Annotated in this window: 16 protein-coding genes; 5 read left to right on the top strand and 11 right to left on the bottom strand. The window is 67.0% G+C overall.

All coding sequences use genetic code 11. The annotated features are described in order from the left end of the window. Positions 1-25: 25 nt before the first annotated feature. From B841_RS00530 to B841_RS00510, 5 genes are read right to left on the bottom strand one after another with little or no spacing between them, the layout of a single operon-like run. On the bottom strand, positions 26-709 hold the full coding sequence (locus B841_RS00530) for a hypothetical protein (RefSeq protein WP_020933521.1): 684 nt from the start codon (positions 707-709) through the stop codon (positions 26-28). Further along, complete coding sequence (locus B841_RS00525; RefSeq protein WP_020933520.1) at positions 706-1326, bottom strand: hypothetical protein; 621 nt, start codon at positions 1324-1326, stop codon at positions 706-708. Before B841_RS00525 ends, B841_RS00530 begins: the two co-directional genes overlap by 4 nt. Continuing rightward, a complete protein-coding gene (locus B841_RS00520) occupies positions 1323-2081 on the bottom strand; it encodes an ABC transporter ATP-binding protein (RefSeq protein ID WP_020933519.1) in 759 nt (252 codons plus the stop codon). Before B841_RS00520 ends, B841_RS00525 begins: the two co-directional genes overlap by 4 nt. Further along, positions 2074-3216: a FecCD family ABC transporter permease gene (locus tag B841_RS00515; RefSeq protein WP_020933518.1), complete on the bottom strand. Its 1143-nt coding sequence runs from the start codon at positions 3214-3216 to the stop codon at positions 2074-2076. The genes B841_RS00520 and B841_RS00515 overlap by 8 nt, the downstream gene beginning before the upstream one ends. A gap of 9 nt (positions 3217-3225) precedes the next feature. Further along, positions 3226-4341, bottom strand: coding sequence for an ABC transporter substrate-binding protein (locus tag B841_RS00510; RefSeq protein ID WP_020933517.1), 1116 nt, complete (start codon positions 4339-4341; stop codon positions 3226-3228). Positions 4342-4716: 375 nt separating this feature from the next. Here B841_RS00510 and B841_RS00505 point away from each other — a divergent pair, with 375 nt between their 5' ends. Beyond that, positions 4717-5289 (top strand): TetR/AcrR family transcriptional regulator, encoded by a 573-nt coding sequence (locus tag B841_RS00505; protein ID WP_020933516.1) that lies wholly within the window; start codon positions 4717-4719, stop codon positions 5287-5289. Between the two features lie 60 nt (positions 5290-5349). On the opposite strand, the gene B841_RS00500 is transcribed toward B841_RS00505, so the two are convergent. The 5 genes from B841_RS00500 to B841_RS00480 form a co-directional block, all read right to left on the bottom strand. Then, positions 5350-6483, bottom strand: a complete 1134-nt coding sequence (locus B841_RS00500) for an SMP-30/gluconolactonase/LRE family protein (protein ID WP_020933515.1) — start codon at positions 6481-6483, stop codon at positions 5350-5352. 156 nt (positions 6484-6639) lie between these two features. Next, positions 6640-8892, bottom strand: a complete 2253-nt coding sequence (locus B841_RS00495; RefSeq protein ID WP_020933514.1) for a cytochrome P450 — start codon at positions 8890-8892, stop codon at positions 6640-6642. A 51-nt stretch (positions 8893-8943) separates the two neighbouring features. Continuing rightward, a complete protein-coding gene (locus B841_RS00490) occupies positions 8944-11190 on the bottom strand; it encodes a cytochrome P450 (protein ID WP_020933513.1) in 2247 nt (748 codons plus the stop codon). Between the two features lie 43 nt (positions 11191-11233). Further along, positions 11234-12388, bottom strand: a complete 1155-nt coding sequence (locus B841_RS00485) for a serine hydrolase domain-containing protein (RefSeq protein WP_020933512.1) — start codon at positions 12386-12388, stop codon at positions 11234-11236. Between the two features lie 42 nt (positions 12389-12430). Continuing rightward, positions 12431-13261: an SDR family NAD(P)-dependent oxidoreductase gene (locus B841_RS00480; RefSeq protein WP_020933511.1), complete on the bottom strand. Its 831-nt coding sequence runs from the start codon at positions 13259-13261 to the stop codon at positions 12431-12433. Positions 13262-13499: 238 nt separating this feature from the next. On the opposite strand from B841_RS00480, the gene B841_RS00475 reads away from it, so the two are divergent. From B841_RS00475 to B841_RS00460, 4 genes are all read left to right on the top strand, one after another. After that, positions 13500-14978, top strand: coding sequence for a peptide MFS transporter (locus B841_RS00475; protein WP_041631668.1), 1479 nt, complete (start codon positions 13500-13502; stop codon positions 14976-14978). Positions 14979-15350: 372 nt separating this feature from the next. Then, entirely contained in the window at positions 15351-16352 is a 1002-nt protein-coding gene (locus tag B841_RS00470; RefSeq protein ID WP_041631667.1) for a pyridoxal-phosphate dependent enzyme, read from the top strand. After that, the gene (locus B841_RS13505; RefSeq protein ID WP_020933508.1) at positions 16349-19105 is read left to right on the top strand and encodes an FAD/NAD(P)-binding protein; all 2757 of its coding nucleotides are present in this window, start codon (positions 16349-16351) and stop codon (positions 19103-19105) included. The genes B841_RS00470 and B841_RS13505 overlap by 4 nt, the downstream gene beginning before the upstream one ends. A 76-nt stretch (positions 19106-19181) precedes the next feature. Next, positions 19182-20588 carry an NAD-dependent succinate-semialdehyde dehydrogenase gene (locus tag B841_RS00460; protein ID WP_020933507.1) on the top strand — a complete coding sequence of 469 codons (1407 nt, stop codon included), beginning with the start codon at positions 19182-19184 and terminating at the stop codon, positions 20586-20588. A 31-nt stretch (positions 20589-20619) separates the two neighbouring features. Here the strand turns inward: B841_RS00460 and B841_RS00455 are convergent, their stop codons facing one another. Then, positions 20620-21696: a Fic family protein gene (locus tag B841_RS00455; protein ID WP_404825454.1), complete on the bottom strand. Its 1077-nt coding sequence runs from the start codon at positions 21694-21696 to the stop codon at positions 20620-20622. Positions 21697-21884 lie beyond the last annotated feature (188 nt).

The following is a 21884-nucleotide window of genomic DNA, read 5'->3' as shown; positions in this document are numbered from 1 at the left end:
ACTTATCGACGCCCCGGGCCCGCGCCTACTCCCCCAGCCAGCGAAACATCCGGTAGAGCAGTTGGCTGGCCCCGGGCATGAAGCCGGATCCATGGTGGTAGGAGGCGTCCATGGTGCTGACCACCAACTCGGCGGGGAAGGTCTGCTCGTCGTAGTACATCAGGGTGTTGCGGTGCCCCGGGATCGCCCGGTACTCCAGCCCCCACGGATCGGCCGCCGAGTGCTCTGACTGCGGGTCCGCCAGCGCCACCAGCGGCGTCGCGACCGCCGGGTGATCCAGCACGCCGTGGTAGTGCCAGTGCACGGCACGTCCGCTCAACCGCCGCCAGAACGGATGGTCGGTGTTCACCGAGCGCCTGCCGACGTCCTCGCCGACGCGCCAGGCCCAGAAGTTGGTGCCGCGGCGAACCTCGGTGGTGCCGGGCAACCAGTCACCCACCCCGTTCTCCCCGTCGACGTACATCCGCGCGCCGTCGCGGGACAGAAAATCCACCAGCACCGGGGCGATGCGCCGGCGCACCGCGGGGTGCAGTCGGGCGGCGACGTAGACGGCGTCGTAGTCGTCCAGCCCGCCCGGCTGAAGTTCCGGGGCATAGACGTCGGCGACGTCCAGGGCCACCACCGCCGGATCTTTCAGCGTGGCCAAGTGGAAGTGGCTGCCGGTGTGCACGAACGCGATCCGCCGCGGCGGGGTCGTCGACGTCTTCATCGTTTCTCCAGGTAGGTCAGTGTGCGCTCGGCCAGGTGCTCGGTGGTGGCGCCTGGGACGGCGAAGCCGGTCAGGTCGTTGCCGATGTGCAGCACCACCTCGCCGTCGCCTAAGGGCCAGGCGACGTCGACGGGCAGGCGGCCTTGCCCGATGCCGGTGATCGCCGTGGCGCCGTCGGGAAGGTCCACCAGGTAGGCGTGGGCGTAGAACCCGGCGACCCCGATCTCTTGGAGCCGCTGGAAGGAATGGGCGCCGGGTACACCGGTGCGGAAGATCAGGTCACGGCGATCCACCCCGGCCCAGATCGGGTGCTCGGCCAGTTCATGAAGCCACAGGTCGGCCGGGGTGTGGAACTCGAGTGTGCGGTGGGCCGGTATGCCGTCGAGCCAGCGTTCAATGGGGTGGCCGTTGGCCACGGCCCGGCCCCCGGCGTGCACCCAGGTGCTCAGCCGGTCGCGGCGGGCGGCGAGGAAGCGCTGGTCGCAGGAGGCGTCGACAAGCAGCCCGGAGTAGTCGGTGAGTTCGACGGCGTCGAGGTCGTAGACGTCGATCGTGCGCACCCGCCCGTCGGCGGACAGCTCCTCGCCGGGGCGTTGCGAAAGTCGCAGAATAGTCATGGCGTCCTTTCCGGTTCGGACAGCAGGTCCGGGGCCACGACCGGGCGGACGCCGGAGGCGAAGTGCACCGGGGTGGTCAGCACCGGCACCCGGTACATGCCGGTCAGGCTTTCCGCGGTGAGCAGCTGCGCGGTGGGACCTAAAGTGAGCTCGTCTTCCATCCGCAGGGTGCGGTGCGAGAGGTGCAGCGCGTGCGTCGGGTCGTGGGTGGTGAACACGACGCCCATGCCTTCCTCGGCCAGGGAGCGCAGCACCAGCAGCACGCGGCGCTGGTTGCGCAGATCCAGCGCGGAGGTCGGCTCGTCGAGGATGAGCACCGACGGCCGGCAGACCAGGGCGCGGGCCATGAGCACCAGCTGGCGTTGCCCACCGGAGAGGTCCGTGTAGCGCTGGGCGCCGCGGTCCGCCATGCCCACGCGGTGCAGGGCCGCCCAGGCGGCGGCCTGGTCTTCCTCGTCGGGCACCGACCAGGCACGCACCCGGGAGGCCCGGCCCATGAGCACCATCTCCAGGACGGTGAAAGGGTGATCGGCGGCGTGCGACTGCGGGACGAAACCCAGCGTGCCGGTGACCTCGACGCGGCCCTCCCGCGGGGTGCGGAGGCCGGCCAGGCAGGTCAGCAGGGTGGTCTTGCCGCGGGCGTTCGGGCCCAACACGGAGATGACCTCCCCCGGGTGGACGGTCAGGTCCAGGCCGCGGAAGAGCCAGTCGCCCTTGACGTGGTAGCGGTGTCCGACATTGGTGGCCTCAAGCACGGGAGATCCCTCCCTTCGCCTTGCCGACCAGCAGGAACACGAACACCGGCGCGCCGATGATGGCGGTGAGGATGCCCACGGGGATTTCGACCTCCACCACGGAGCGGGCGAGGGTGTCCATCAGCAGCAGGTACAGCCCGCCGAGCAGCGCGGAGGCCGGCAGCAGCACGCGGTTGTCGGAGCCGAGCACCAGGCGCACCAGGTGCGGGATGACCAGGCCGACCCAGCCGATCACGCCGGCGACGGCGACGGTGGCCGCGGTCAGCAGCGAGACGGTCACGATCAGCAGCATGCGCAGCCGCTCCGGGCGGACGCCTAAGGAGCGGGCCTCGTCGTCGCCGAGGGAGAGCAGGTTGACCCGCCAGCGCAGCGCGAAGACGACGAGCAGGCAGGGCAGGATCGGCAGGACGGCGGTGGCCGCGTGCGACCACGTCGTCGAGGCGAAGGAGCCCATCAGCCAGAAGGTGATCGACGGCAGGGTGGTGTACGGGTCCGCCAGGTACGTCACCAGCGAGACCAGCGCGTTGAACAGCGCGGAGATGACGATGCCGCCGAGCACGATCGTCAGGATCGGCGAGCCGGTGCGCAACCGGCCCAGGGCGAGCACCAGCAGCGCGGCGACCAGGCCGGCGACAAACGCCCCGGAGACCAGCCACACGCCGCCGACGCCCAGCAGGATGGTCAACACCCCGCCGAAGGAGGCGGCCGAGGACACACCGATGACGTCCGGGGAGACCAGCGGGTTGCGGAACAGGCTCTGCAGCACCGCCCCGGAGACGGCCAGTGCGGCGCCGACGACGATGGCCAGCACCACCCTTGGTGCACGGATCAGCCAGACGGCGCTGGCCTCGGCGGCGGTGGCCTCAGCGGCCAAGCTGGTGTCCAGGCCGACGAGTCCGGCGAGCTGGTCGACGATGACGGCGGCGGCCGTGCCGAAGGGCACCGCCAGGCGGCCGACGCCCAGCGCCGCGACCGCGGTGAGGGCCAGGGCGACCGCGAAGGCGGTCACGATCAGGACGTTGCGGCGGGCGCGGGCCCGTTCGGCCCGGTCAGCCAGCGTCGACGCCGACGCCGGTACTACGGGCGCCGGGTCCGTGGTCGACGGCGCCGGGGAGGTGAGGTGAGTGACGCTCATGTTCCCGCCTTACTCGGAGACCAGCGCGTAGTCGGCGCTGACGTCGTTGATGTCGCTGCGCAGCTCCAAGTCGACGTCGCCATCGCTGAGCTCGTAGTTGTAGAGGAAGGAGGTCTGCTCGCGCATCTCGGCGGGCAGGTCCACCTCGAACTGCCCCGGGTAGGCCAGGGCGGCGACCCAGTTCCAGTACAGCGGCGACTCCGCGCTGGGCACCTGCCAGCGGTACACGCCCAGCGGGGCCCGGTAGACGCGCTTGTCCTTCACGGCGCTGATCTCCGACAAGCGCGGATCGTCGTAGACGTCCTGCGGGGTGGCCGGGCTAAAGGCGGACAGGAAGATGATCTCCGGATCCCACTCGATGATTTGCTCGGCGTTGACCACCCCGTCGGTGACCGGGGCGTCCTTCGCGACGTTGGTCAGGCCGGTCACGTCGAAGACGTGTTGGGCGTAGTCGCTGGCGGTGTCCACGGACAGCGACTGCTGCGAGTACGACAGCGACAACGCGCGCGGGGACTCGGCGTCGAGGCTCTCGACCTGCGCGGAGACGGCCTCGGCCTCGTCGTGCATCCACGCGATGATCTCGTCGGCGCGCTCGGGTTTACCGATGACGTCGCCGAAGAGGTCGATCCAGGTCTCCAGATCCTCCTGGGTGCCGTACTCCAGGCCGATCACGGGCAGGCCGGCCTGCTCCAGCGGGGAGATGACCTCGTCGCCCATGTCGCCCCACTGGATGACGACGTCTGGGTCGGCGGCCAGCACCTCTTCCATGTTGGGCACGAAGTCCGGCCCGGAGATCACCAGGGTGGTCACGGAGTCGGGGAAGATCTGGCTGATGATGCCCTGTTTGTTGGCGTCCAGCAGCGACTGGTTGATCCCCGAGATCCGGTCCCAGGAGCCGTCGACGGCGGCGAGGATCGCCGGCGCCGGGATGACCGCCGAGGCGATGCTCTCCGCCGGGCCGTCGAGGGTGACCTCGACGCCGCGCTGGTCGGTGACGGTGATCGTCTCCTCCCCTCCCGCGGCGGGGGCCGAGTCCTGCGATTCGGCCGGGGCGGTGCAACCAGTGGCCAGCAGCGCGGCGGCGGTCAGGGACGTGAGGGTGGCGAGCGTGCGGGATCTCCGCATGGGTGTCTCCGTTTTCTGGTGGTGGTGGCGCGCGGGGGTGTGCGGCCGGAAAGTAAATTAAGATAGGCAAGCCTTGCCTTGATTAAATTAAGGTAGCCTAACCTGCCTTAGTGTGCGTAATTCCCAGGCAGACAGCCTTTTCGCGGTGAGAAATGGTTCTCCGTCCCTCAGTGCCCGTCACCCATCCGCGAGGCAGGGAATGCGGCGGGCCGTTCCCACCGGGACCTCGGGAGTGATCAGATATAGACCATGTTCGACTCCAGGCACGCACGCCACTGTGCGGCCGACAACACTGACTTCTCGACCCCCTGTATGACTCGGCCGCCCCGCCGCATTGGCTAGATTGGGGTCACCCAGCGTGAAAGGAGCGTCTGAATGAATCTGCGGGAGCAACAAGCGGCGGAGACCCGTCAGCGATTCATCGACGCCGCCTTCGAGTTGTTCTCGCAACAGGGCTACGGGGCCAGCAGCATGAACCAGATCGCTAAAGCCGCTGGAGGCAGCCGAGCGAACCTCTACCTGCATTTCCGCAATAAGCCTGACTTGGTTCTGGCGAAGATGCAGGCGATAGAGCCGGACATCATCGTTCCTTTTCGTCGACTCTTTGAGTCCGCTCCCCACGACGGGGAGTCCATCCGCGCTTGGTTGGAACAAGTGCGTGACATTTTCTTGGAGTTCAGGGTCGAGTTCGCCGCCGTGGAGCAGGCCATGTCCGAGGACGAGGAGGTGGCCGCCGAGTGGTTGGGCATGATCCGCCGGATGAGCTACTCGTTACCGGGTCTGGCTGAAAACAGGCAACGGCTGCAAGACTTCGTCTCGCTGCTGATGAGCCTGGACCGTAACTATTATTTCCTCTACGTTCGTGGACACCGAGACAACGAAGACTTCGTTCTCGAAGCCCTGACCAGGCAGTGGCTGACTCTGTTTTCGGACCACCGCCCGGCCTGACCGATGGGCGGCGGGTCCGGAAGAATATGGCCGATCCCCGCGGTTACGCCCTCAATTCAGTCAGCTCTGCTCTGAAGGGTCGAGCTGGAGGATCTTATCCCCCGCCACGCTACCGACGAAGATGCGGCCGTCGACGTCCAGCGCCGTCGTGGGGTTGCCGAAGCCTGGGACGTTTCCCTGGGCGATCGGTTCCAGAGTGAACGTGTCCGGGGAGAGCGCGTAGACGTCATAGCGTTCCTCCGGTTCGAGGTCTCCGAACTCGTAGCCCAGGAAAGTGTCGAAGTCGTCGATCACGTGGCCGGTGACCAGAATTCGTCCGTCGTCGGTGTAGCGCAGGTTGTCGGGCATGAGATCTATCGGCGCTGCGCTGAGGCGCTCGCCGGTGACGGCGTCCAGTTCAACGATTTCTCGCCCACCCCAGGACGCGACGTACAACGACGCACCGTCCTCGGAGACCGCGATTCCGTTTGGGGTGGACATCTGCGAGTCGGGCACCTGGTTCCAGCCACCCTCGGGCGTCCAGTGCAGGACCGCGCCGGTGGGTTCGTCGGCGAAGGCGCGTTCAAACTCCCCTTCCATGTCCGCCAGGTCCAGAAAGTCGGTCACGTAGAAACCATCGCTGCGGGGGTCGGCCACCACACCGTTGCCGAAGCTTCCCTCCGGCAGGATCGAACATCCCACCCAGGTCAAGTCAGGGACGCTCCCGGCGGCGGTGACCTCGAAGACCTCGACGCTTTCGCGGCCACCGTGATTGACCACGTACAGGTGCTCGGTGCCGTCCTCGGCGGTCTCGGCGCCAAGTCCATGGGGCGAGGCGATGCTCGTGTCCGGCGGGCCCGGGCATTCACCGAACCGCTCCATATTCTGGGTTTCCTCCACCTCGGGAGCGGGCCAAGCAATCGCCAGCTCTCCAGTGACCGGATCCATGGTGTACAGGCTTCCGGAACCGCCGTCGGCGCTACCGGGATCAGCCGACATGCCGCTGACGAACACCGTGCCGGAAGCCAGCTCGATCAGGTCCTCGGGCTTATGGGGCGCGTCGAGAAGCTGTGCCTGCCAGGCGTTCTCGGTCTCGGCGGAGGCGGGGTCGGCCTCGGTCGCCTCGGTCGGACTGGTGCAGGCGGTGAGGGCGAGCAGTCCAGCGAGGGGAACTGCGAGGAAGGCGCCGCGGTGGGCGGATCGGCCGGGGTGCATGGGACTCCAAATCTGAGAAAGGTCTTTATCGGGCAGAAGCTGCGGGACGAGGTCGTGGGAGGGCGTCTGTTCAGGTAGTCAGGTACTGAGGATCGGGGCGTCGCCCTACGAAACCCCTGGTCTCATGCCCGTGGTGAGCACGAGACCGGGGCATCCTCATCGTTTCAGCAGCAACTTCCCGCAACCACGTGCTGCGCGAGAAACGCAGGTCATCATGGTGTCGTTGGTGGCCTGCTCGTCGGGGGTCAGGATCGAATCGCGGTGATCAACGTCGCCGGAGACCACCGGAGTTTCGCAGGTGCCACAGGTGCCTTCCTTGCAGGAAGAGATCACGGACAGCCCCGCCCTGGCGGCGGCGTCCAGGATGGATGCCTCGGCGCCGACGGTCACCGTCGTGCCGGATTCAGTGAACTCCACCTCGAAGGGTTCGTCATCGTAGTCGCGGGTGATCGGCTTCGGCGAGAAACGCTCCAACCGCAAGCTGTTCTTCGGCCAATGCGCTGAACCCGCCTCGACCGCCTGGAGCAGCCCCTCCGGCCCGCAGCAGTAGATCAAAGTGTCCTCGGCCGGCTCCCCTAACAGGGACGACAAGTCCAGGTGTCCGAACTCATCCTGTGGAACCAACTGCACTCTGTCCCCGTAGGCCGCCAGCTCCTCGGTGAAAGCCATCGACGCCCGAGTGCGCCCACCGTAGACGAGCCGCCACTTTTTGCCTGCCTTCTCCGCCTCCCGGATCATCGCCAAGATAGGAGTGATGCCGATACCCCCGGCGAGAAACAGGTAATTCGAGGACTCCACGAAGCGGAAGTTATTGCGTGGCCACGAGACGGTGAGCGTATCGCCCTCGCGAACCCGGTCGTGGGCCGTCATGGAACCGCCGCGGCCGTCGGCCTCCCGCAGGATCGCCACCCGGTAACTCGAGCGGTCGTGGCTGTCACTCGATAGCGAGTACTGACGCAGCAGCGTCTCTCCGTCCTCGCCCGGCAGATGCAGATCCAGGTGCGCACCGGGTTTCCAGGCGGGCAACTCCCCGCCGTCCGGGTGGCGCAGCGTCAGCGAGATGACGCCGTCAGATTCTTCCCGCCGCTGCGCCACCGTGAGGTTGAGGGTGCGCACGACCTGCTGCTTGGAGCGTTCGATGTCGGCCACATCCCAAGTCACCCACAAGGAACGCCGGGCCGGGAGCAGCGCGAAACGGACGAAGTCGAGGGCCTCCGGATCATCGACGGTGACGGACGGCAGACGCTCAAAGAGCACCTTGAGGCCGGCGGCCCCCTGGACACGCGCCAGCGGGTTGCCCAGGCATTTGTGCCGGCCGGTGGAAAACGCCAGGTGATCTTCTGGGTCCGGACGGTGGATGTCGAAGGCGAAGGGCTCCTCGACATAGTCCGGGTCAGTGTTGGTGGAAGCCAGGGCGATCCAGACCATGTCGCCCTTCTTGATCTTGGCGCCGGAGAGTTCGACGTCGATCATCGACATCCGCGAGGCGAAGGTCGACGATGGACGACGGCGGACGGTCTCCTCGAAGACACGGGTCCACAGCTCCGGCTCGAGGATAGCGTCGTCTTTCGCCTCGGGGTTGTCCTGTAGGAAGAGCAAGGCGTTGGCCATGGCCTGGGCGGTGGTGTCGGTGCCGGCGGCGGCGAACTCCGTCAGATGGATCGCGATCTGGTCCGCTCCTAGGACGTACTGGCCGTCCTCGTTCTTCTGCGAGGCCATGATGGAGATCAGGTCGCGGGCATCCGACTCGCGGCGGGACTCGATGATCTCGCGCAGAGTGAGGTTTGATTCGGTGTATCGCTTCCACACGATGGAGCGCATCGGCTCCTCGAAGGGTTCCTGCGCGGAGGCCAGGACCTGGAAGAAGTCGTCGCGCAGTTGCTTGATGAAGTCGGCGTACTCGTAGCCCAGGCCCATGTGGGCCAGCAGCGTCTGGGTGGTCAGCTCCAGGCAGTAGTCTTCGAGCAGGTTGCCCTTGCCGTTGGCCTCGAAGGAGTCGATGATGCGGTGGGCGCGGGCCTCGATCTCCGGCTCGAGTGCGTCCATGTCCTCTTGGAGGAAGCCGAGCTGGGCCACGCCGCGGGCGATGGTGTGGCCCTGCGGGTCAGAGCCGACGAGCACCCGGGAGATCAGATCCGGGGAGATGATGTGCTGGTGCTCCTCCGGGACCTCGATCATCGCGGAGTTGGCGGCGGAGGAGAACTTCTTCCAGTCCCCGAGCACGGTCAGGGCGTCCTCGCGGCGGGTGATGATCCACGCGTTGAGGTGCGGGTAGAAGAAGGTAGGCGTCTCGTCACGGACGGAGCCGAAATGGGCGGCCGGGTCGGCGAAATAGTCGTCGCCCATGGCGTCGAAGCCGTGGTTGAAGGGGCACTTTCCAGTGGCCGGGGCGGCCGGGGCGCTGGTCATGGCGGGGTCCTTTTACGTGGTTGTAGGGCCGGACTGATCAGGGTGGGACACTTAGCGCTGAAGGGTCAGCTTGGCGCAGCCGCGGGAGGCGCGGGAGACGCAGATCATCATGGTGGCGTTGGCGTCCTGTTCGTTGGCGGTGAGGACCGAATCGCGGTGGTCGACCTCGCCGGAGACCACCGGGGTCTCGCAGGTGCCGCAGGTGCCTTCCTTGCAGGAGGAGATCACCGGCAGGCCGATACGGGCGGCGGCGTCGAGCACGGATTCCTCGGCGCCGACGGTGACGGTCCTGCCCGCCTCGGTGAACTCGACCTCGAAGGGTTCGTCGTCGTAGTCGCGGATGATCGGCTTCGGCGCGAAGCGTTCCAGCCGCAGACTGTTCTTCGGCCAGTGCGCCGAGCCTGCCTCCACCGCCTGGAGCAGGCCCTCGGGTCCGCAGCAGTAGATGAGGGTCTCATCCGCCGTCTCGCCGAGGATGCCGGACAAGTTCAGGTGGCCAAGCTCGTCCTGCGGAACCAGCTGCACCTTGTCGCCGTAGGCCGCCAACTCGTCAATGAAAGCCATCGACGAACGGGTGCGCCCACCGTAAACGAGTCGCCACTGGCTTCCCTGTCGCTCGGCCTCCCGGATCATCGGCAGGATCGGGGTGACGCCGATGCCGCCGGCGAGGAAGAGGTAAGCCGGGGAGTCGGCGAAACGGAAGTTGTTGCGCGGCCAAGACACGGTGATCGCGTCGCCTTCGCGGAGCTCGTGCGCGGCGATGGAGCCGCCGCGGCCGTCGACCTCCCGCAGCACGCCCACTCGGTAGGTGGAACGGTCGTCCGGATTCCCCGACAGGGAGTACTGGCGGATCAGCTCGGCGCCGTCCTCGGTGGGGATGTGCAGGTCAAGGTGGGCGCCCGGTTTCCATTTCGGCAGCTCGCCGCCGTCGGGGTGCGCCAAGGTAAGGGAGATGACGCCGTCGGACTCGTGACGACGCTCGGCCACCACCAGATTCAGGGTGCGCACGGTCCGCTGCTTCGAACGCTCCACGTCGTGGAGGTCCCAGCGCACGTTGAGGGAGCGGCGGGCCGGCATGAGTGCGAAGCGCACGAAGTCAATGGCTTCAGGGTCATCGACGGTGATCGACGGGAGTCGTTCGTAGAGCACCTGCAGGCCGGTCGGTCCTTGGACACGCGCCAGCGGGTTACCCAGGCACTTGTGCCGCCCGGTGGAAAAAGCCAGGTGATCTTCCGGATCCGGGCGGTGGATGTCGAACTCGAAGGGGCGCTCCACGTAATCCGGATCGGTGTTGGCGGAGGTCAAAGCAACGAGGATGCGGTCTCCCGCCGTGATCTCCGCGCCGCCGATCACGGCGTCCACGGTGGCCAGGCGTGAGGTGAAGGTCGAAGAGTTACGGCGACGGATGGTTTCTTCGAACACGCGCGGCCACAACTCGGGCTCGAGCAGGGCGTCGTCCTTCGCCTCCGGGTTGGCCTGCAGGAACAACACCGCATTCGCCATGGCCTGGGCGGTGGTGTCGGTGCCGGCCGCGGCGAACTCCGTCAGATGGATCGCGATCTGGTCGGCCCCCAAGATGTACTCGCCGTGTTCGTTCTTCTGCGAGGCCATGATGGAGATCAGGTCGCGGGCGTCCGAATCGCGGCGGGACTCGATGAGATCCCGTAGCTGCAGGTTGGATTCGACGTACCGGTCCCACACGGTGGAGTGCTCAGGTTCGGAGACCGGTTCGTGGGCCGAAGAGAGCACGTGGAAGAAGTCGTCGCGCAGCTGCTTGATGAAATCGGCGTACTCGTAGCCCAACCCCATGTGCGCGAGCAGGGTCTGGGTGGTCAACTCGATGCCGTAGTCCTCGAGCAGATTGCCGCGGCCGTTGTTTTCGAAGGAGTCGATGATGCGGTGGGCACGGGCCTCGATCTCCGGCTGGAGGGCCTGCATGTCCTCTTGGAGGAAGCCGAGCTGGGCCACGCCGCGGGCGACGGTGTGCCCGTCCGGGTCGGACCCGAGCAGCACGCGCGACATCAGCTCCGAGGAAATCACCCCCTGGTGTTTTTCGGGGACGTCCATGCGATCAGAGTTCGCGGTGGAGGAAAAACTCTTCCAGTCGGAGAGCACGGTGACGGCATCCTCGTGGCGGGTGACGATCCAGGCGTTCATGCGCGGGTAGAAAAACGTTGGGGCGTCTTGGCGGAAATCGGCGAGGTACGCGGCGGGGTCAATGTAGTAGTCGTCGGCCATCGCGTCGAAGGTATGGGCGACGGGGCACTTGCCGACGGGCGGGGTTTGCACGGACGTCATGGTGAAGGGCCTTTCGGGAGCAGCGGAGGGGGAGGTGCCGGGCCTAGACGACCGCGGCGGAGACCATGGTGGAGAGTTTCTGGAAGCGGGCGACGTTGAGCCCTTCGTCCATCACGCCGGCGGAGAGGAACACGAAGGTGACGTCGCGGACCGGGTCAACCCAAAAGAGGGTGGATCCGGCGCCGTTGTTGCCGAACGAACCGGCGGAGGTGAAGGGGCCGAAGAAGTTGGGGGCAGTGCCGGCGTCGGAGAGGATGAAGCCGAGGCCGATGTTGCCCTTCGGCGCCTCCCAGCCGCGCTCGTTGTTGACCATGCTGTACAGGTCGTTCATCATGTCCCCAGTCTGCAGGGAGGTGGCCTGTTCGAGGACGGCCGGGGCGATCAGCTGTTCGCCGTCGACCTCGCCCTTCCGGCGCAGCATCTCCGCGAACTTGAACACATCCTCGGCCGTGGAGGTGGCGCCTACCCACGGCATTTCCGCGTCTTCGGTGATGTAGTCGTTGAGGCATTCGATGTCCTCGGGCGCCAGGAAGCCACCCTCGGGGACATAGACCTTGATCGGCACGGCCCGATCTTGGCGCTCGGCGGGCAGGCCGAAGGCGGTGTCTTTCATTCCGAGGGGCTCGAAGATCATTTCCCGGGCCAGGTCGCGGAAGTGCTCGTAGCCGTAGACACGACGGACCATCTCCCCGATCAGGGCGTGGTTGATAGACGGCGAGTAGTTAACCTGGGAGCCGGGGTCATGGATGACGTCGACGGAGCCGAGCGCCTGGATGACGTCGGCCAGCACGCCAAACTTGTCGGGGCCCAGGCCGGGGTTCGGGGTGGCGGGCATGCCGGAGCGGTGCGTCAGCAGGTGGCCCAGGTTGACCTGGTCCTTGCGCAGCATGTGGAACGGGTCGGTGCCTAGGAACTCGGGGATCACGTCGATGACTCGGGTGGACAGGGCGAGTTTGCCTTCGCCGAGGGCACGGTAGGCCAGGGCGTTGGTGAAACCCTTGGTCAGCGAGAGGATGCGGTAGACGTCGTCGGGGCGGGAAGAACGTTCGGTGGCACGTTCGGCGAAGCCATAGGTGCCTTGGAGGGCGATGTCGCCGCCTTGGGCGACGATGACGTTGACGCCGTCGTAGTCGCCGTTGTCGATGTCACGGTTAATTTCGTCTTCGAGGCGCTGCAGGGCGGTGGGGTTGAACGGCATGGTGTTGTTTCCTTCTTTCGTCGTTGCGGTGTTGTGGGGCGGTCAGGCGAGGTGGGCGCCGCCGGAGGGCGAGAGGACCTGGCCGGTGTAGTGGGCGCCAGCGGCGGAGGACAGGAAGACGAGGGTTTCGGCTACCTCTTCCGGCTCGGCGAGGCGCTTGAGCGGCTGCAGGGCCAGCAGCGCCTGCACGTGGTCGTCGCCGGACTGGGTGAGCATCCCGGTGTTGATGCCGGCCGGGGCCAGCGCGTTGACGCGGATGTGGAAGGGGGCCAGTTCGCCGGCCAAGGCGCGGGTCATGCCGACGACGGCGGCCTTCGAGGCCGGGTAGTAGGAGGGCATGGGCAGGGCAAGAAAACCCGCGACCGAAGCGAAGTTAGTCACCGCTCCCCCGCCGGCGGCCTTGAGCAGGGGCGTGGCCGCGCGGATGGCGTAGAAGGCGCCGTAGAGGTTGATCTTCATCACCCGATCGAAGTCTTCGTCGGGGATGTCGGTGAGAAACTCCGGCGCGAACTCTTCGCCCTTTTTCATCGCGTCGGTCATCCGATGATTGATGTCGTCGACCCATTCGGTGGCGCGGCGGTTGGGGGTACTCACGCCCGCGGCGTTAACCAGCGCGTCCAGTCGGCCGTGATCATCGCGCACGCGGGTGAAGGCGTCGTTGACGGCCGCGGAGTCGGCGATGTCCAGGGCGATGAGGGTGACGTCGTCCTCCGACCCGAGTTCCCGGTCGAGGTTGTCCTGCGAGATATCCAGGGCGTAGACGGTGGCGCCCTCGCGGAGGAAGGCCCGGACGGTGGCCAGGCCCATGCCGGAGCCAGCTCCGGTGACGACGGCGATCTTGCCCTGAAGGGCGGGGGTCGAGGTGAGATTCATGCCATTCCTTTCGGATTCCTGTGTGGTGAAACACATCCTGCCCGTCGACTAGACACCTGTCTAGTGAATTTTTCAATCTTCCCCCGCACGGGTGTAGTCCCGGCCCATTCACCACTGCTGACCAGGGTCTCGGAGTGAGCCCGCCCGTCGGCATTCAACCCCGTGCACTTTGCCCGCAACCGCTCAGCTGGGCAGCATCATTTCGAATCACTCCAGAGACAGGGGCACAATTACCCTCATGACAACTCCCTCCACCACGGCGCTCCCACCCACAGAGCGCACCTTCTTGGGCCAACCCTGGGGCCTAGCCAACCTCTTCGGCATCGAGCTGTGGGAGCGTTTCAGCTTCTACGGCATGCAGTCGCTGCTGGCTTTCTACCTGTACTACTCGGTCACCGACGGCGGCCTGGGCATGGATCAGGGCGCGGCCCTGTCCATCGTCGGCGCCTACGGCGGCTTCGTGTACATGACCGCGCTGATCGCGTCGTTTGTCTCCGACCGCATCCTGGGTTCGGAGCGCACGCTGTTCTACTCGGCGATCCTGGTCATGTTCGGGCACATCGCCCTGGCCCTGATCCCCGGCTACCCGGGCCTGGCCATCGGCCTGGTCGCCATCGCCGTCGGCTCCGGCGGCGTGAAAACCGCCTCGCAGGTGGTGCTCGGCCAGCTGTACTCGAAGCAGGATCCGCGCCGCGACGCCGGTTTCTCCATCTTCTACATGGCTATCAACATCGGCGGGCTGCTCGGCCCGATCATCTCCGGCTGGCTTTGGGGCTGGCAGAACTTCCATTGGGGCTTCGGCGCCGCGGCCGTGGGCATGGCCATCGGCCTGATCCAGTACACCGCGGGCCGGAAGACCACGATCGCGGCCGCCGGCGGCGAGGCGCCCAACCCGCTGCCGCGTTCGCAGTACCTGCGGTGGGCCGTCGGCGCCTTGGTCGCCGCCGCCGTCATCGTCGCCTTGATCGCCACCGGCGTGGTGCGCCTGGAGTGGTTGTCGAACATCATCGCGGTCATCGCGCTGATCGCGGCGGTGACCCTGCTGTGGCAGATGCATTCCTCCCCGCTGACCAGCGCGACCGAGAAGTCCCGCATCATCGGCTACCTGCCGATGCTGCTGGTCTCCGTGGTGTTCTTCGCCATCTTCCAGTCGCAGTTCACCGTGCTGGCCGTGTACGCGGACCAGCGCACCAACCTGGACTTCTTCGGCCTGACGCTGACTCCGGGACAGGTGACCTCCTTCAACCCGGTGTTCATCATCATCTTCTCCGGGGTGTTCGCCGCACTGTGGACCAAGCTGGGCAAGCGCCAGCCGTCCTCGCCGGTGAAGTTCGGCATTGCGAGCATCATCATCGGCGTCTCCCTGTTCTTCTTCCTGCCCTTCGCCGGCGGGGCGGAGAACTCCACGCCGCTGTTGGTGATCGTGTGGATCCTCTTCCTGTTCACGATGGGTGAGCTCATGCTGTCGCCGGTGGGCAACTCCCTGGCCACCAAGGTCGCCCCGGACGCGTTCCAGTCCCGCATGATGGCGGTGTGGCTGATGTCGCTGTCGATGGGCACCGCGCTGTCCGGCACCCTCGGCGGGTTCTACGACCCGACCAGCGCGGACGCCGAGCGCAGCTTCTTCATCACCGTCGGCGTCGCCGCCATCGTCGTGGGCCTGATCATCATCGCCCTGAAGAACTGGGTGCTGAACAAGTTCGTCGACGTGCGCTGACCCGCCCGCTTCCCCGCCCTGCGTGTCGACGAGAAGCGGCGGGAAAGCTCCCCGAGTCGCCTGCCAGAGACTCTGGGAAGGCCTAAACAATCGACTCCCGACGGGAGTCGATTTTTATTGTTTTACATCTTTTTTATTCTTTTTTAAAACCCTCTCACCAGCGGTTCTCTCAGCCCTGCCGGAGTCTGACCCCACCCGCGGCTGGACCAGAGCACCTCCGGGCGTCGACATCCGTGGGCGACCCGCGCGCACCCCGCAGCACATGCCCGGACCAGCGCACGCCCGCCCTTCACGGCCCTCTGAGCTGGCCCTTCAGGACATCACGCCCACAATCGCCGTCACGGCGGGAAACACAAAGCTATCGTGGCATTCATGCCCAATAACTCATATGTCTGTGACAGCATCATGGACGCCACGGGCAGGACCCCGCTGGTGGCCCTGAAAGATCTGGGCGCCGACAGTGGCGTCCACGCCTACGCAAAACTGGAGAGCTTCAACCCCGGCGGCAGCGCCAAGGACCGCACGGCCACGGCGATGGTCGAAGACGCCCGCCGGGCCGGCCTGCTGGGCCCCGGCGCCGTCGCGGTGGAGTCGAGTTCCGGCAACCTGGGCGTGGCGCTGGCCCGCCAGGCCGTCGTCGGCGGGTGGGACTTCCACTGCGTGGTCGACCCGCGCGTCAACTCCGCCACGGCCACCTACATGCGCGCACTCGGCACGACGGTGCACATGGTCACCGACCCCGACCCGGAGACCGGCGACTGGCTCATCGCCCGCCGGGCCCGCGTGGCGGAGCTGATCGAGGAACTCGGCGGGGCGGTGAACTTCGACCAGTACTCCAACCAGGCCGCCTTCCGCGCCCACGACGAGGGGACGATGGCGGAGATCGTCGCCACGCTCGACGCCGCCCCTGACTACCTGTTCGTGGCGGTGAGCACGACCGGCACCCTCGGCGGCTGCCAGCGCTACCTCGCCGACCGTGGCATGGACACCACCGTCATCGCGGTCGACGCGGTCGGCTCCGCCCTCTTCGGCGGCGAGCGCGGCGACCGGGTGCTGCCCGGTTACGGCGCGGGCGTGGCCACCGAGCTCTCCCATGCGGTGCACCCCGACGAGATCGTGCGCGTCGAGGCGCTCGACGCCATCATCGGCGCCCGCCGCCTGGCGCGCACCGAGGCCATCCTCCCGGGCGCCTCCGGCGGGGCGGTCGTCGCCGCCTTCGAGCAGTTCGCGCCCCGCATGGCCCCCGGGGAGACCGCCGTGCTGATCTTCCACGACGACGGCCGCCCCTACCTGGACACCGTCTACAGCGACGAGTGGGTGTGCGCCACCCTCGGCGTCGAACTTCCCCAGCTCAACGAAAGGATCATGCAATGACGTTGACTGTCGCCATCGTCGGAGGCGGGCCCCGCGGCCTGTGGGCCGCCGAAGAACTGACCCGGCTGGCCCGTGAGCGCGGCGTCGACCTCGCCCTCGACGTCTACGACGACGTCCGCCCCGGCCCCTACGACGGGGATCAGCCGGACTACTGGCTGGTCAACGTCCGCTCCGCGATCATCCGCAGTGGCATCGGCACTTTCGACGACTGGCGCGCCGCCCGCGGCGAAGCCCAGCCGCTGGCGCAGTTCCCGCCGCGCCGGCTCGTCGGCGAGTTCCTGCGCGACAGCTGGGCTGCCCTCGACGGCGTCCACCACATCAACGCCCGCGTCGAGTCCGTGGAACCCGGCGCTCAGGGCGGCTGGCTCATCGACGCCCGCCGCTACGACGAGGTGCTCATCGCCACCGGGCACGCCGACGACTGGCCCGGCGCGCTGCCCGAGGCGATCTCGCCCTACCCGATGGCCAATCTGGAGGACATCGTCGCCGGTTCCACCGTCGCGGTGCGCGGGGCGTCGTTGACGTTCCTCGACGCGGCCCTCGCCCTGACCCTGGGCCGCGGCGGGCGCTTCACCGAAGGCGCCGACGGCTTCCTGGAGTACGTGCCCAGCGGCCAAGAACCCGCCGCGATCGTGCCGTACACCCGCTCCGGGCGCCTCATGGAGGTCAAGCCCGACCCGCCGACGGCCGAGGAGACCGCCCAGATCGTGGCCCCGGCGCGCCCGCGCATCCTCGCCGCGGAGACGACCGCCGAGCTGCTGGCGGTGCTCGGCGACGTCGCGCTCACCTTCGCCGACGAGCACGTCACCCGAGAAGAGATCGACGCCGTGCTGGCCGGCGAAGACTCCGTGGGCCCGCAGGACGAGATGCTGCGCAGCGGACTGCGCGGCGAACGCTCCGCCCGCATCGGCGCCGGCCTGGCGTGGCGGGAGCTGTACCCGGAAATCGTCGAGATCGCCTCCTACGGCGGACGCCTGCGCTTCGACGGCTTCACCGAGCTGGCCGCCCGCTTAGAGCGCCTGGCTTTCGGCCCGCCGCAGATCAACTCCGCGCGCCTGCTCGCACTCATTGAGGCGGGCGTGGTCACGCTGACCCACCTGGCCGCCGGCGCCCCGCCCGAAGACGCCGACACGATCATCGACGCCGTGCTCGCCCCGCCACGGGTGCTGCCCGGCACCCTCGAACACGCGCTGGTGCAATCCGGCGTGGCACAGCTGTGGCCCGGCACCCAGTCGCTGGCGGTGGAACCCGACGCGACGCTAGTCGGCCAACGACACATCGCCGCCGTCGGCCGCATGACCGAAGAAGTCGTGCTCGGCAACGACACGCTCTCGCGCACGCTGCACGACGTGATCCCCACCTGGGCGCGCCGGGTGATGGCCGAGCACGGCCCGGACACGGCGGTGCACGGCACCCCGCCGATGACCGCCCGCCTGGAGCCGTGGGCGCGCGAGCTCAGCCAAGACCCCGCCCGCGCCCGGGACCTGCTGGAGCGTTTCGGCAGCCCCGTCAACGTGCTGCACACCGCCGCGATGCGCCGCAACGCCGCCGAACTCGTCGACGCGGGCACCGCCGCCGGGGTAGATCTGCGGGTCTTTTATGCGCGCAAGGCGAATAAGGCCTTGGCGTTCGTCGACACCGCCCGCGACGCCGGTCACGGGGTGGACGTGGCCAGCCACCGCGAACTCGCCCAAACCCTGGAGGCCGGGATGCCGGGCGAGCGGCTGATCCTCAGCGCCGCCATCAAGCCCGACGAGCTGCTGCGCCTGGCGGTGGACAACGGGGTGGCGATCTCCGCGGACACCGTCGCCGAGCTGCACCGCATCTCCTCCGTGGCGGGTGAGGCGGGCCGCCGGGCCCGGGTCGCGCCGCGCCTGGCGCCGGATCCGCGGTCGTTGCCGCCGACCCGCTTCGGCGAGTTATCCGGCGTCTGGGCCGAGGCTTTGGCCGAGACCGTCGACGATGTCGACGTCGTTGGCGTGCACGTGCATCTGCACGGCTACGGCGCCGACGACCGGGTCACCGCCCTGACCGAGGCGATGGGGCTGATCGACGGGCTGCGCCCGACCCACGAGACGATCGAGTTCATTGACCTCGGCGGCGGGGTGCCGATGAGCTACCTCGACGACGCGCAGCAGTGGCGCCGCTACCAGGACCTGCGCGCCGACATGGTCGCCGGGCGGACGGAGCCGTTCACCTGGAAGGCCGACCCGCTGAACAACACCTACCCGTTTCACCAGGCGCCGGTGCGTGGCGAGTGGCTCGGTCAGATCCTGCACGCCGAACACCCCGACGGCACGATCGCCTCCGCGCTCACCAAACGCGGGCTGCGCCTGCATCTAGAGCCGGGGCGCTCGCTTCTCGACGGCTGCGGCATGACGCTGATGGACGTCGCCTTCCTCAAACAACGCAGCGACGGGGTTCCGCTGATCGGGGTGGCCGTCAACCGCACCCAGGTGCGCACCACCTCCGACGACTACCTCGTCGACCCGCTGCTGATCCGCACCCAGCCCGCCCCGGGCGGGGAGTACGAGGGTTACCTGGTCGGCGCCTACTGCATCGAAGACGAGGTCATCCTGCGTCGCCGGATGCGCTTCCCGCAGTCCCTGGCCCCGGGCGATGTCATCGCCGTGCCGAACACCGCCGGGTATTTCATGCACATCCTGGAGAGCGCCTCACACCAGATCCCGTTGGCCGCCAACGTCGTCGTCGACGACGAGGGCAACGCGGAACAAGACCGGATCGACAAGTAGCGATAATGGGGCCGGCGGCGACGTCCCGCCCGCCGGTTTCATTGCGCAGCTCTGACTGCATGGTTACAAAGGGGCCATGAGCGATTTTGCACTGGAAAACCCGAACACCGGACAATCAGAAGAGACTTTCACCCGCATCACCGACGCCGAGCGGGACGACATCCTCGACCGTTCGACGGCCGCGTTTTCCGACTGGCGCGCCACCAGCATCGACGAACGCGCCGCCGTCCTGCGCCGTACCGCAGACCTCTACGACGAGCGCGCCGACGAATTAGCCGACCACATCGGCCGCGAGATGGGCAAGCTGACCCGCTGGGCCAAGGCCGAGATCGGCATCGTCTCCGACATTTACCGCTGGTACGCCGAGCACGCCCACGAGCTGCTCGCCGACGAGCAGCTGCCCGCCCAGGGCGTGCACCGCTCCTTCGTGCGCAAGGAGCCGCTGGGGCCGCTGTTGGGCATCATGCCCTGGAACTTCCCCTACTACCAGGTCGCCCGCTTCGCGGCCCCGAACCTGCTGCTGGGCAACACGATCGTGCTCAAGCACGCCTCCATCTGCCCGCTGTCCTCCCAGGCCTGCCAGGACCTGCTCGAAGAGGCGGGCCTGCCGAAGGACGTCTACCTCAACGTCTACGCCTCCGGCTCCCAGATGGACGACTTCGTCGCCGACCCCCGCATCCAAGGCGTCTCCCTGACCGGTTCCGAGGGCGCCGGCGCCGCCGTGGCCAAGACCGCCGGCGAGAACTACAAGAAGTCCGTGCTCGAGCTCGGCGGCAACGACCCCTTCTTGGTCATCGACGACGAGAACCTCGACTGGGTGCTCGACCAGTTCCTGCCCATCCGCATGTACAACACCGGCCAGGCCTGCAACGCCCCGAAGCGCCTCATCGTGCTCGAGGACTTCTACGACCGCACCGTGGACACGCTGGAGAAGAAGATCGGTGAGCTCAAGGTCGGCGCCTACGACGACGAGAACGCCGACGTCGGCCCGCTGTCGTCGATCCAGGCCCGCGACGAGATCGTCGAACGCCTGGAGAAGGCACGCGAAAACGGCGACGCCAGGGTGCGCGTCGGCGGGGCGAAGATCGACCGCGACGGCGCCTACATGGAACCGGCCCTGCTCACCGACGTCGACCCGAAGTCGGACGTCGGTTGCAACGAGATCTTCGGCCCCGTCGCCATCGTCTATAAGGCCAAGGACGTCGACGAGGCCATCCGCCTCGCCAACGACTCCGACTACGGACTGTCCAGCTCCGTGTGGGGCGCGGACCTGGACAAGGCCAGCGAGGTCGCGGCCCAGCTCAAGGACGGCATGACGTTTGTCAACGAACACGCCGTCACGCTGGCCGGCCTGCCCTTCGGCGGCGTCGGGCGCTCCGGCTACGGACGCGAACTCGCCCGCTGGGGCGTCGGCGAATTCGTCAACGACCACCTCTACCGCGTCAACGGACAGGAACACGCCGGCGAGTCCCCGGTTATCTAACGTCCTGGCTGGGCGGATGCCCCGCCACAGATCAGCGGTCAGGAAGTTCCGGCACCGCCCGTGCGGTCGGCGGGGCCACCGCGGTATCGAACCTGGTGCTGGCTAGCCGACGCTCCGCTATGGTGATCAGGTCGAAGACCTCGTCAGCGAGATAGCCGGTGACGCCTCGATCGATAGACTTTTTGCGCAACACTCCCGCTTCCACAAGGCTCTCCAGAGCCTTCCCTGCCGAGGTCCGAGACGTGCCGAACACCTCCGCTGCCACTGGCCCGGTCAGAAGGGGGTGATCAGGTAAGTTCTCCAGGATCTTCCACCCCATGGAGTCCGTCCGCAGACCTCTGGTTTTTCCCTGCTGACGACGGTGATCAGCGACCCTCTCCCGCCATTCCTGCCGGAGAGATTCCAACTCCCCAGCCATTCGTTGGGCATGATCTGCCGCCTCAGCGGTCGCCTGGACAAATATGTCAATCCACTCGAGAACACCCGTGGAATCCGGCGTCGTGTCGCGGAAGCGTGTTAAACCGTGCACGTACCGGTCCGACCACGTCCCTAAAATCATGCTGATGGGAAGAACCGGCGAATCCACCAGCCCCCTTCGTTGCAGGACCGCGTGGATCAGGGCGCGTCCGACCCTGCCGTTACCGTCGGCGAAAGGATGGATCGTTTCAAATTGGGCGTGGACCATCGCCGCCTGGATGACCGCACCGTGTGTGGCCCCATTGAGATAGTCGACGAGGTCATCCATCAATTCCGTAACGCGTTCAGGTGGCGGCGGAACGAACTCCGCCTCCAACGGGGAGTAGGAGGACCCGCCGATCCAATTCTGCTTTTCCCGCAGGCCACTGTTATCGAGATCCCCTAATAGCAGCGCTTGTGCAGCGACAATGTCCTCCACAGTCATCTCATCCGCCTCATGGAGTTGACCGCTCATCTGCTGAAGGACAGAGACGTTGTTGGCGACTAACTGAGGCACGCTGGCCACACGGGCTCCTGTGTCTTTGGCCGTCAATTCCGCAATGGCAACCTTGTCCGGGCCGGGGGCCATTCCCTCGATTCTCGACGAAGAAATCGCTTCCGAACGCAGTAAAAATCTGGCGATGCCCTCCAAGCCTGCACCTGAATCGGACTGGCGACGTGTTCCCCGGTCCGATAATTCCAAGATTTTCTGCTCGGTTCGACTCGCGGATCTAGACAGTTCAGTAGGCAGGCTGAGACCCCGGCTTCCCAGTGGGTCAGGGCAAAAAGCCTGATACTTCCCTCCCACCCGAGCTCTCCTGCCCAGTCCTGATCCGCCAA

Source organism: Corynebacterium maris DSM 45190, assembly GCF_000442645.1.
Classification (GTDB): Bacteria; Actinomycetota; Actinomycetes; order Mycobacteriales; family Mycobacteriaceae; genus Corynebacterium; species Corynebacterium maris.
Note: the sequence above shows the minus strand (reverse complement) of the source record. Positions and strands in the feature narration are given on the sequence as shown.

What these genes read in the sequence shown, in the direction of transcription:
- B841_RS00530 (WP_020933521.1), bottom strand. Translation starts at nt 709, where the DNA reads ATGAAGACGTCGACGACCCCGCCGCGGCGGATCGCGTTCGTGCACACC.
- B841_RS00480 (WP_020933511.1), bottom strand. Translation starts at nt 13,261, where the DNA reads ATGAATCTCACCTCGACCCCCGCCCTTCAGGGCAAGATCGCCGTCGTC.
- B841_RS00470 (WP_041631667.1), top strand. Translation starts at nt 15,351, where the DNA reads ATGCCCAATAACTCATATGTCTGTGACAGCATCATGGACGCCACGGGC.
- B841_RS13505 (WP_020933508.1), top strand. Translation starts at nt 16,349, where the DNA reads ATGACGTTGACTGTCGCCATCGTCGGAGGCGGGCCCCGCGGCCTGTGG.
- B841_RS00525 (WP_020933520.1), bottom strand. Translation starts at nt 1,326, where the DNA reads ATGACTATTCTGCGACTTTCGCAACGCCCCGGCGAGGAGCTGTCCGCC.
- B841_RS00485 (WP_020933512.1), bottom strand. Translation starts at nt 12,388, where the DNA reads ATGCCGTTCAACCCCACCGCCCTGCAGCGCCTCGAAGACGAAATTAAC.
- B841_RS00500 (WP_020933515.1), bottom strand. Translation starts at nt 6,483, where the DNA reads ATGCACCCCGGCCGATCCGCCCACCGCGGCGCCTTCCTCGCAGTTCCC.
- B841_RS00475 (WP_041631668.1), top strand. Translation starts at nt 13,500, where the DNA reads ATGACAACTCCCTCCACCACGGCGCTCCCACCCACAGAGCGCACCTTC.
- B841_RS00510 (WP_020933517.1), bottom strand. Translation starts at nt 4,341, where the DNA reads ATGCGGAGATCCCGCACGCTCGCCACCCTCACGTCCCTGACCGCCGCC.
- B841_RS00460 (WP_020933507.1), top strand. Translation starts at nt 19,182, where the DNA reads ATGAGCGATTTTGCACTGGAAAACCCGAACACCGGACAATCAGAAGAG.
- B841_RS00490 (WP_020933513.1), bottom strand. Translation starts at nt 11,190, where the DNA reads ATGACGTCCGTGCAAACCCCGCCCGTCGGCAAGTGCCCCGTCGCCCAT.
- B841_RS00495 (WP_020933514.1), bottom strand. Translation starts at nt 8,892, where the DNA reads ATGACCAGCGCCCCGGCCGCCCCGGCCACTGGAAAGTGCCCCTTCAAC.
- B841_RS00515 (WP_020933518.1), bottom strand. Translation starts at nt 3,216, where the DNA reads ATGAGCGTCACTCACCTCACCTCCCCGGCGCCGTCGACCACGGACCCG.
- B841_RS00505 (WP_020933516.1), top strand. Translation starts at nt 4,717, where the DNA reads ATGAATCTGCGGGAGCAACAAGCGGCGGAGACCCGTCAGCGATTCATC.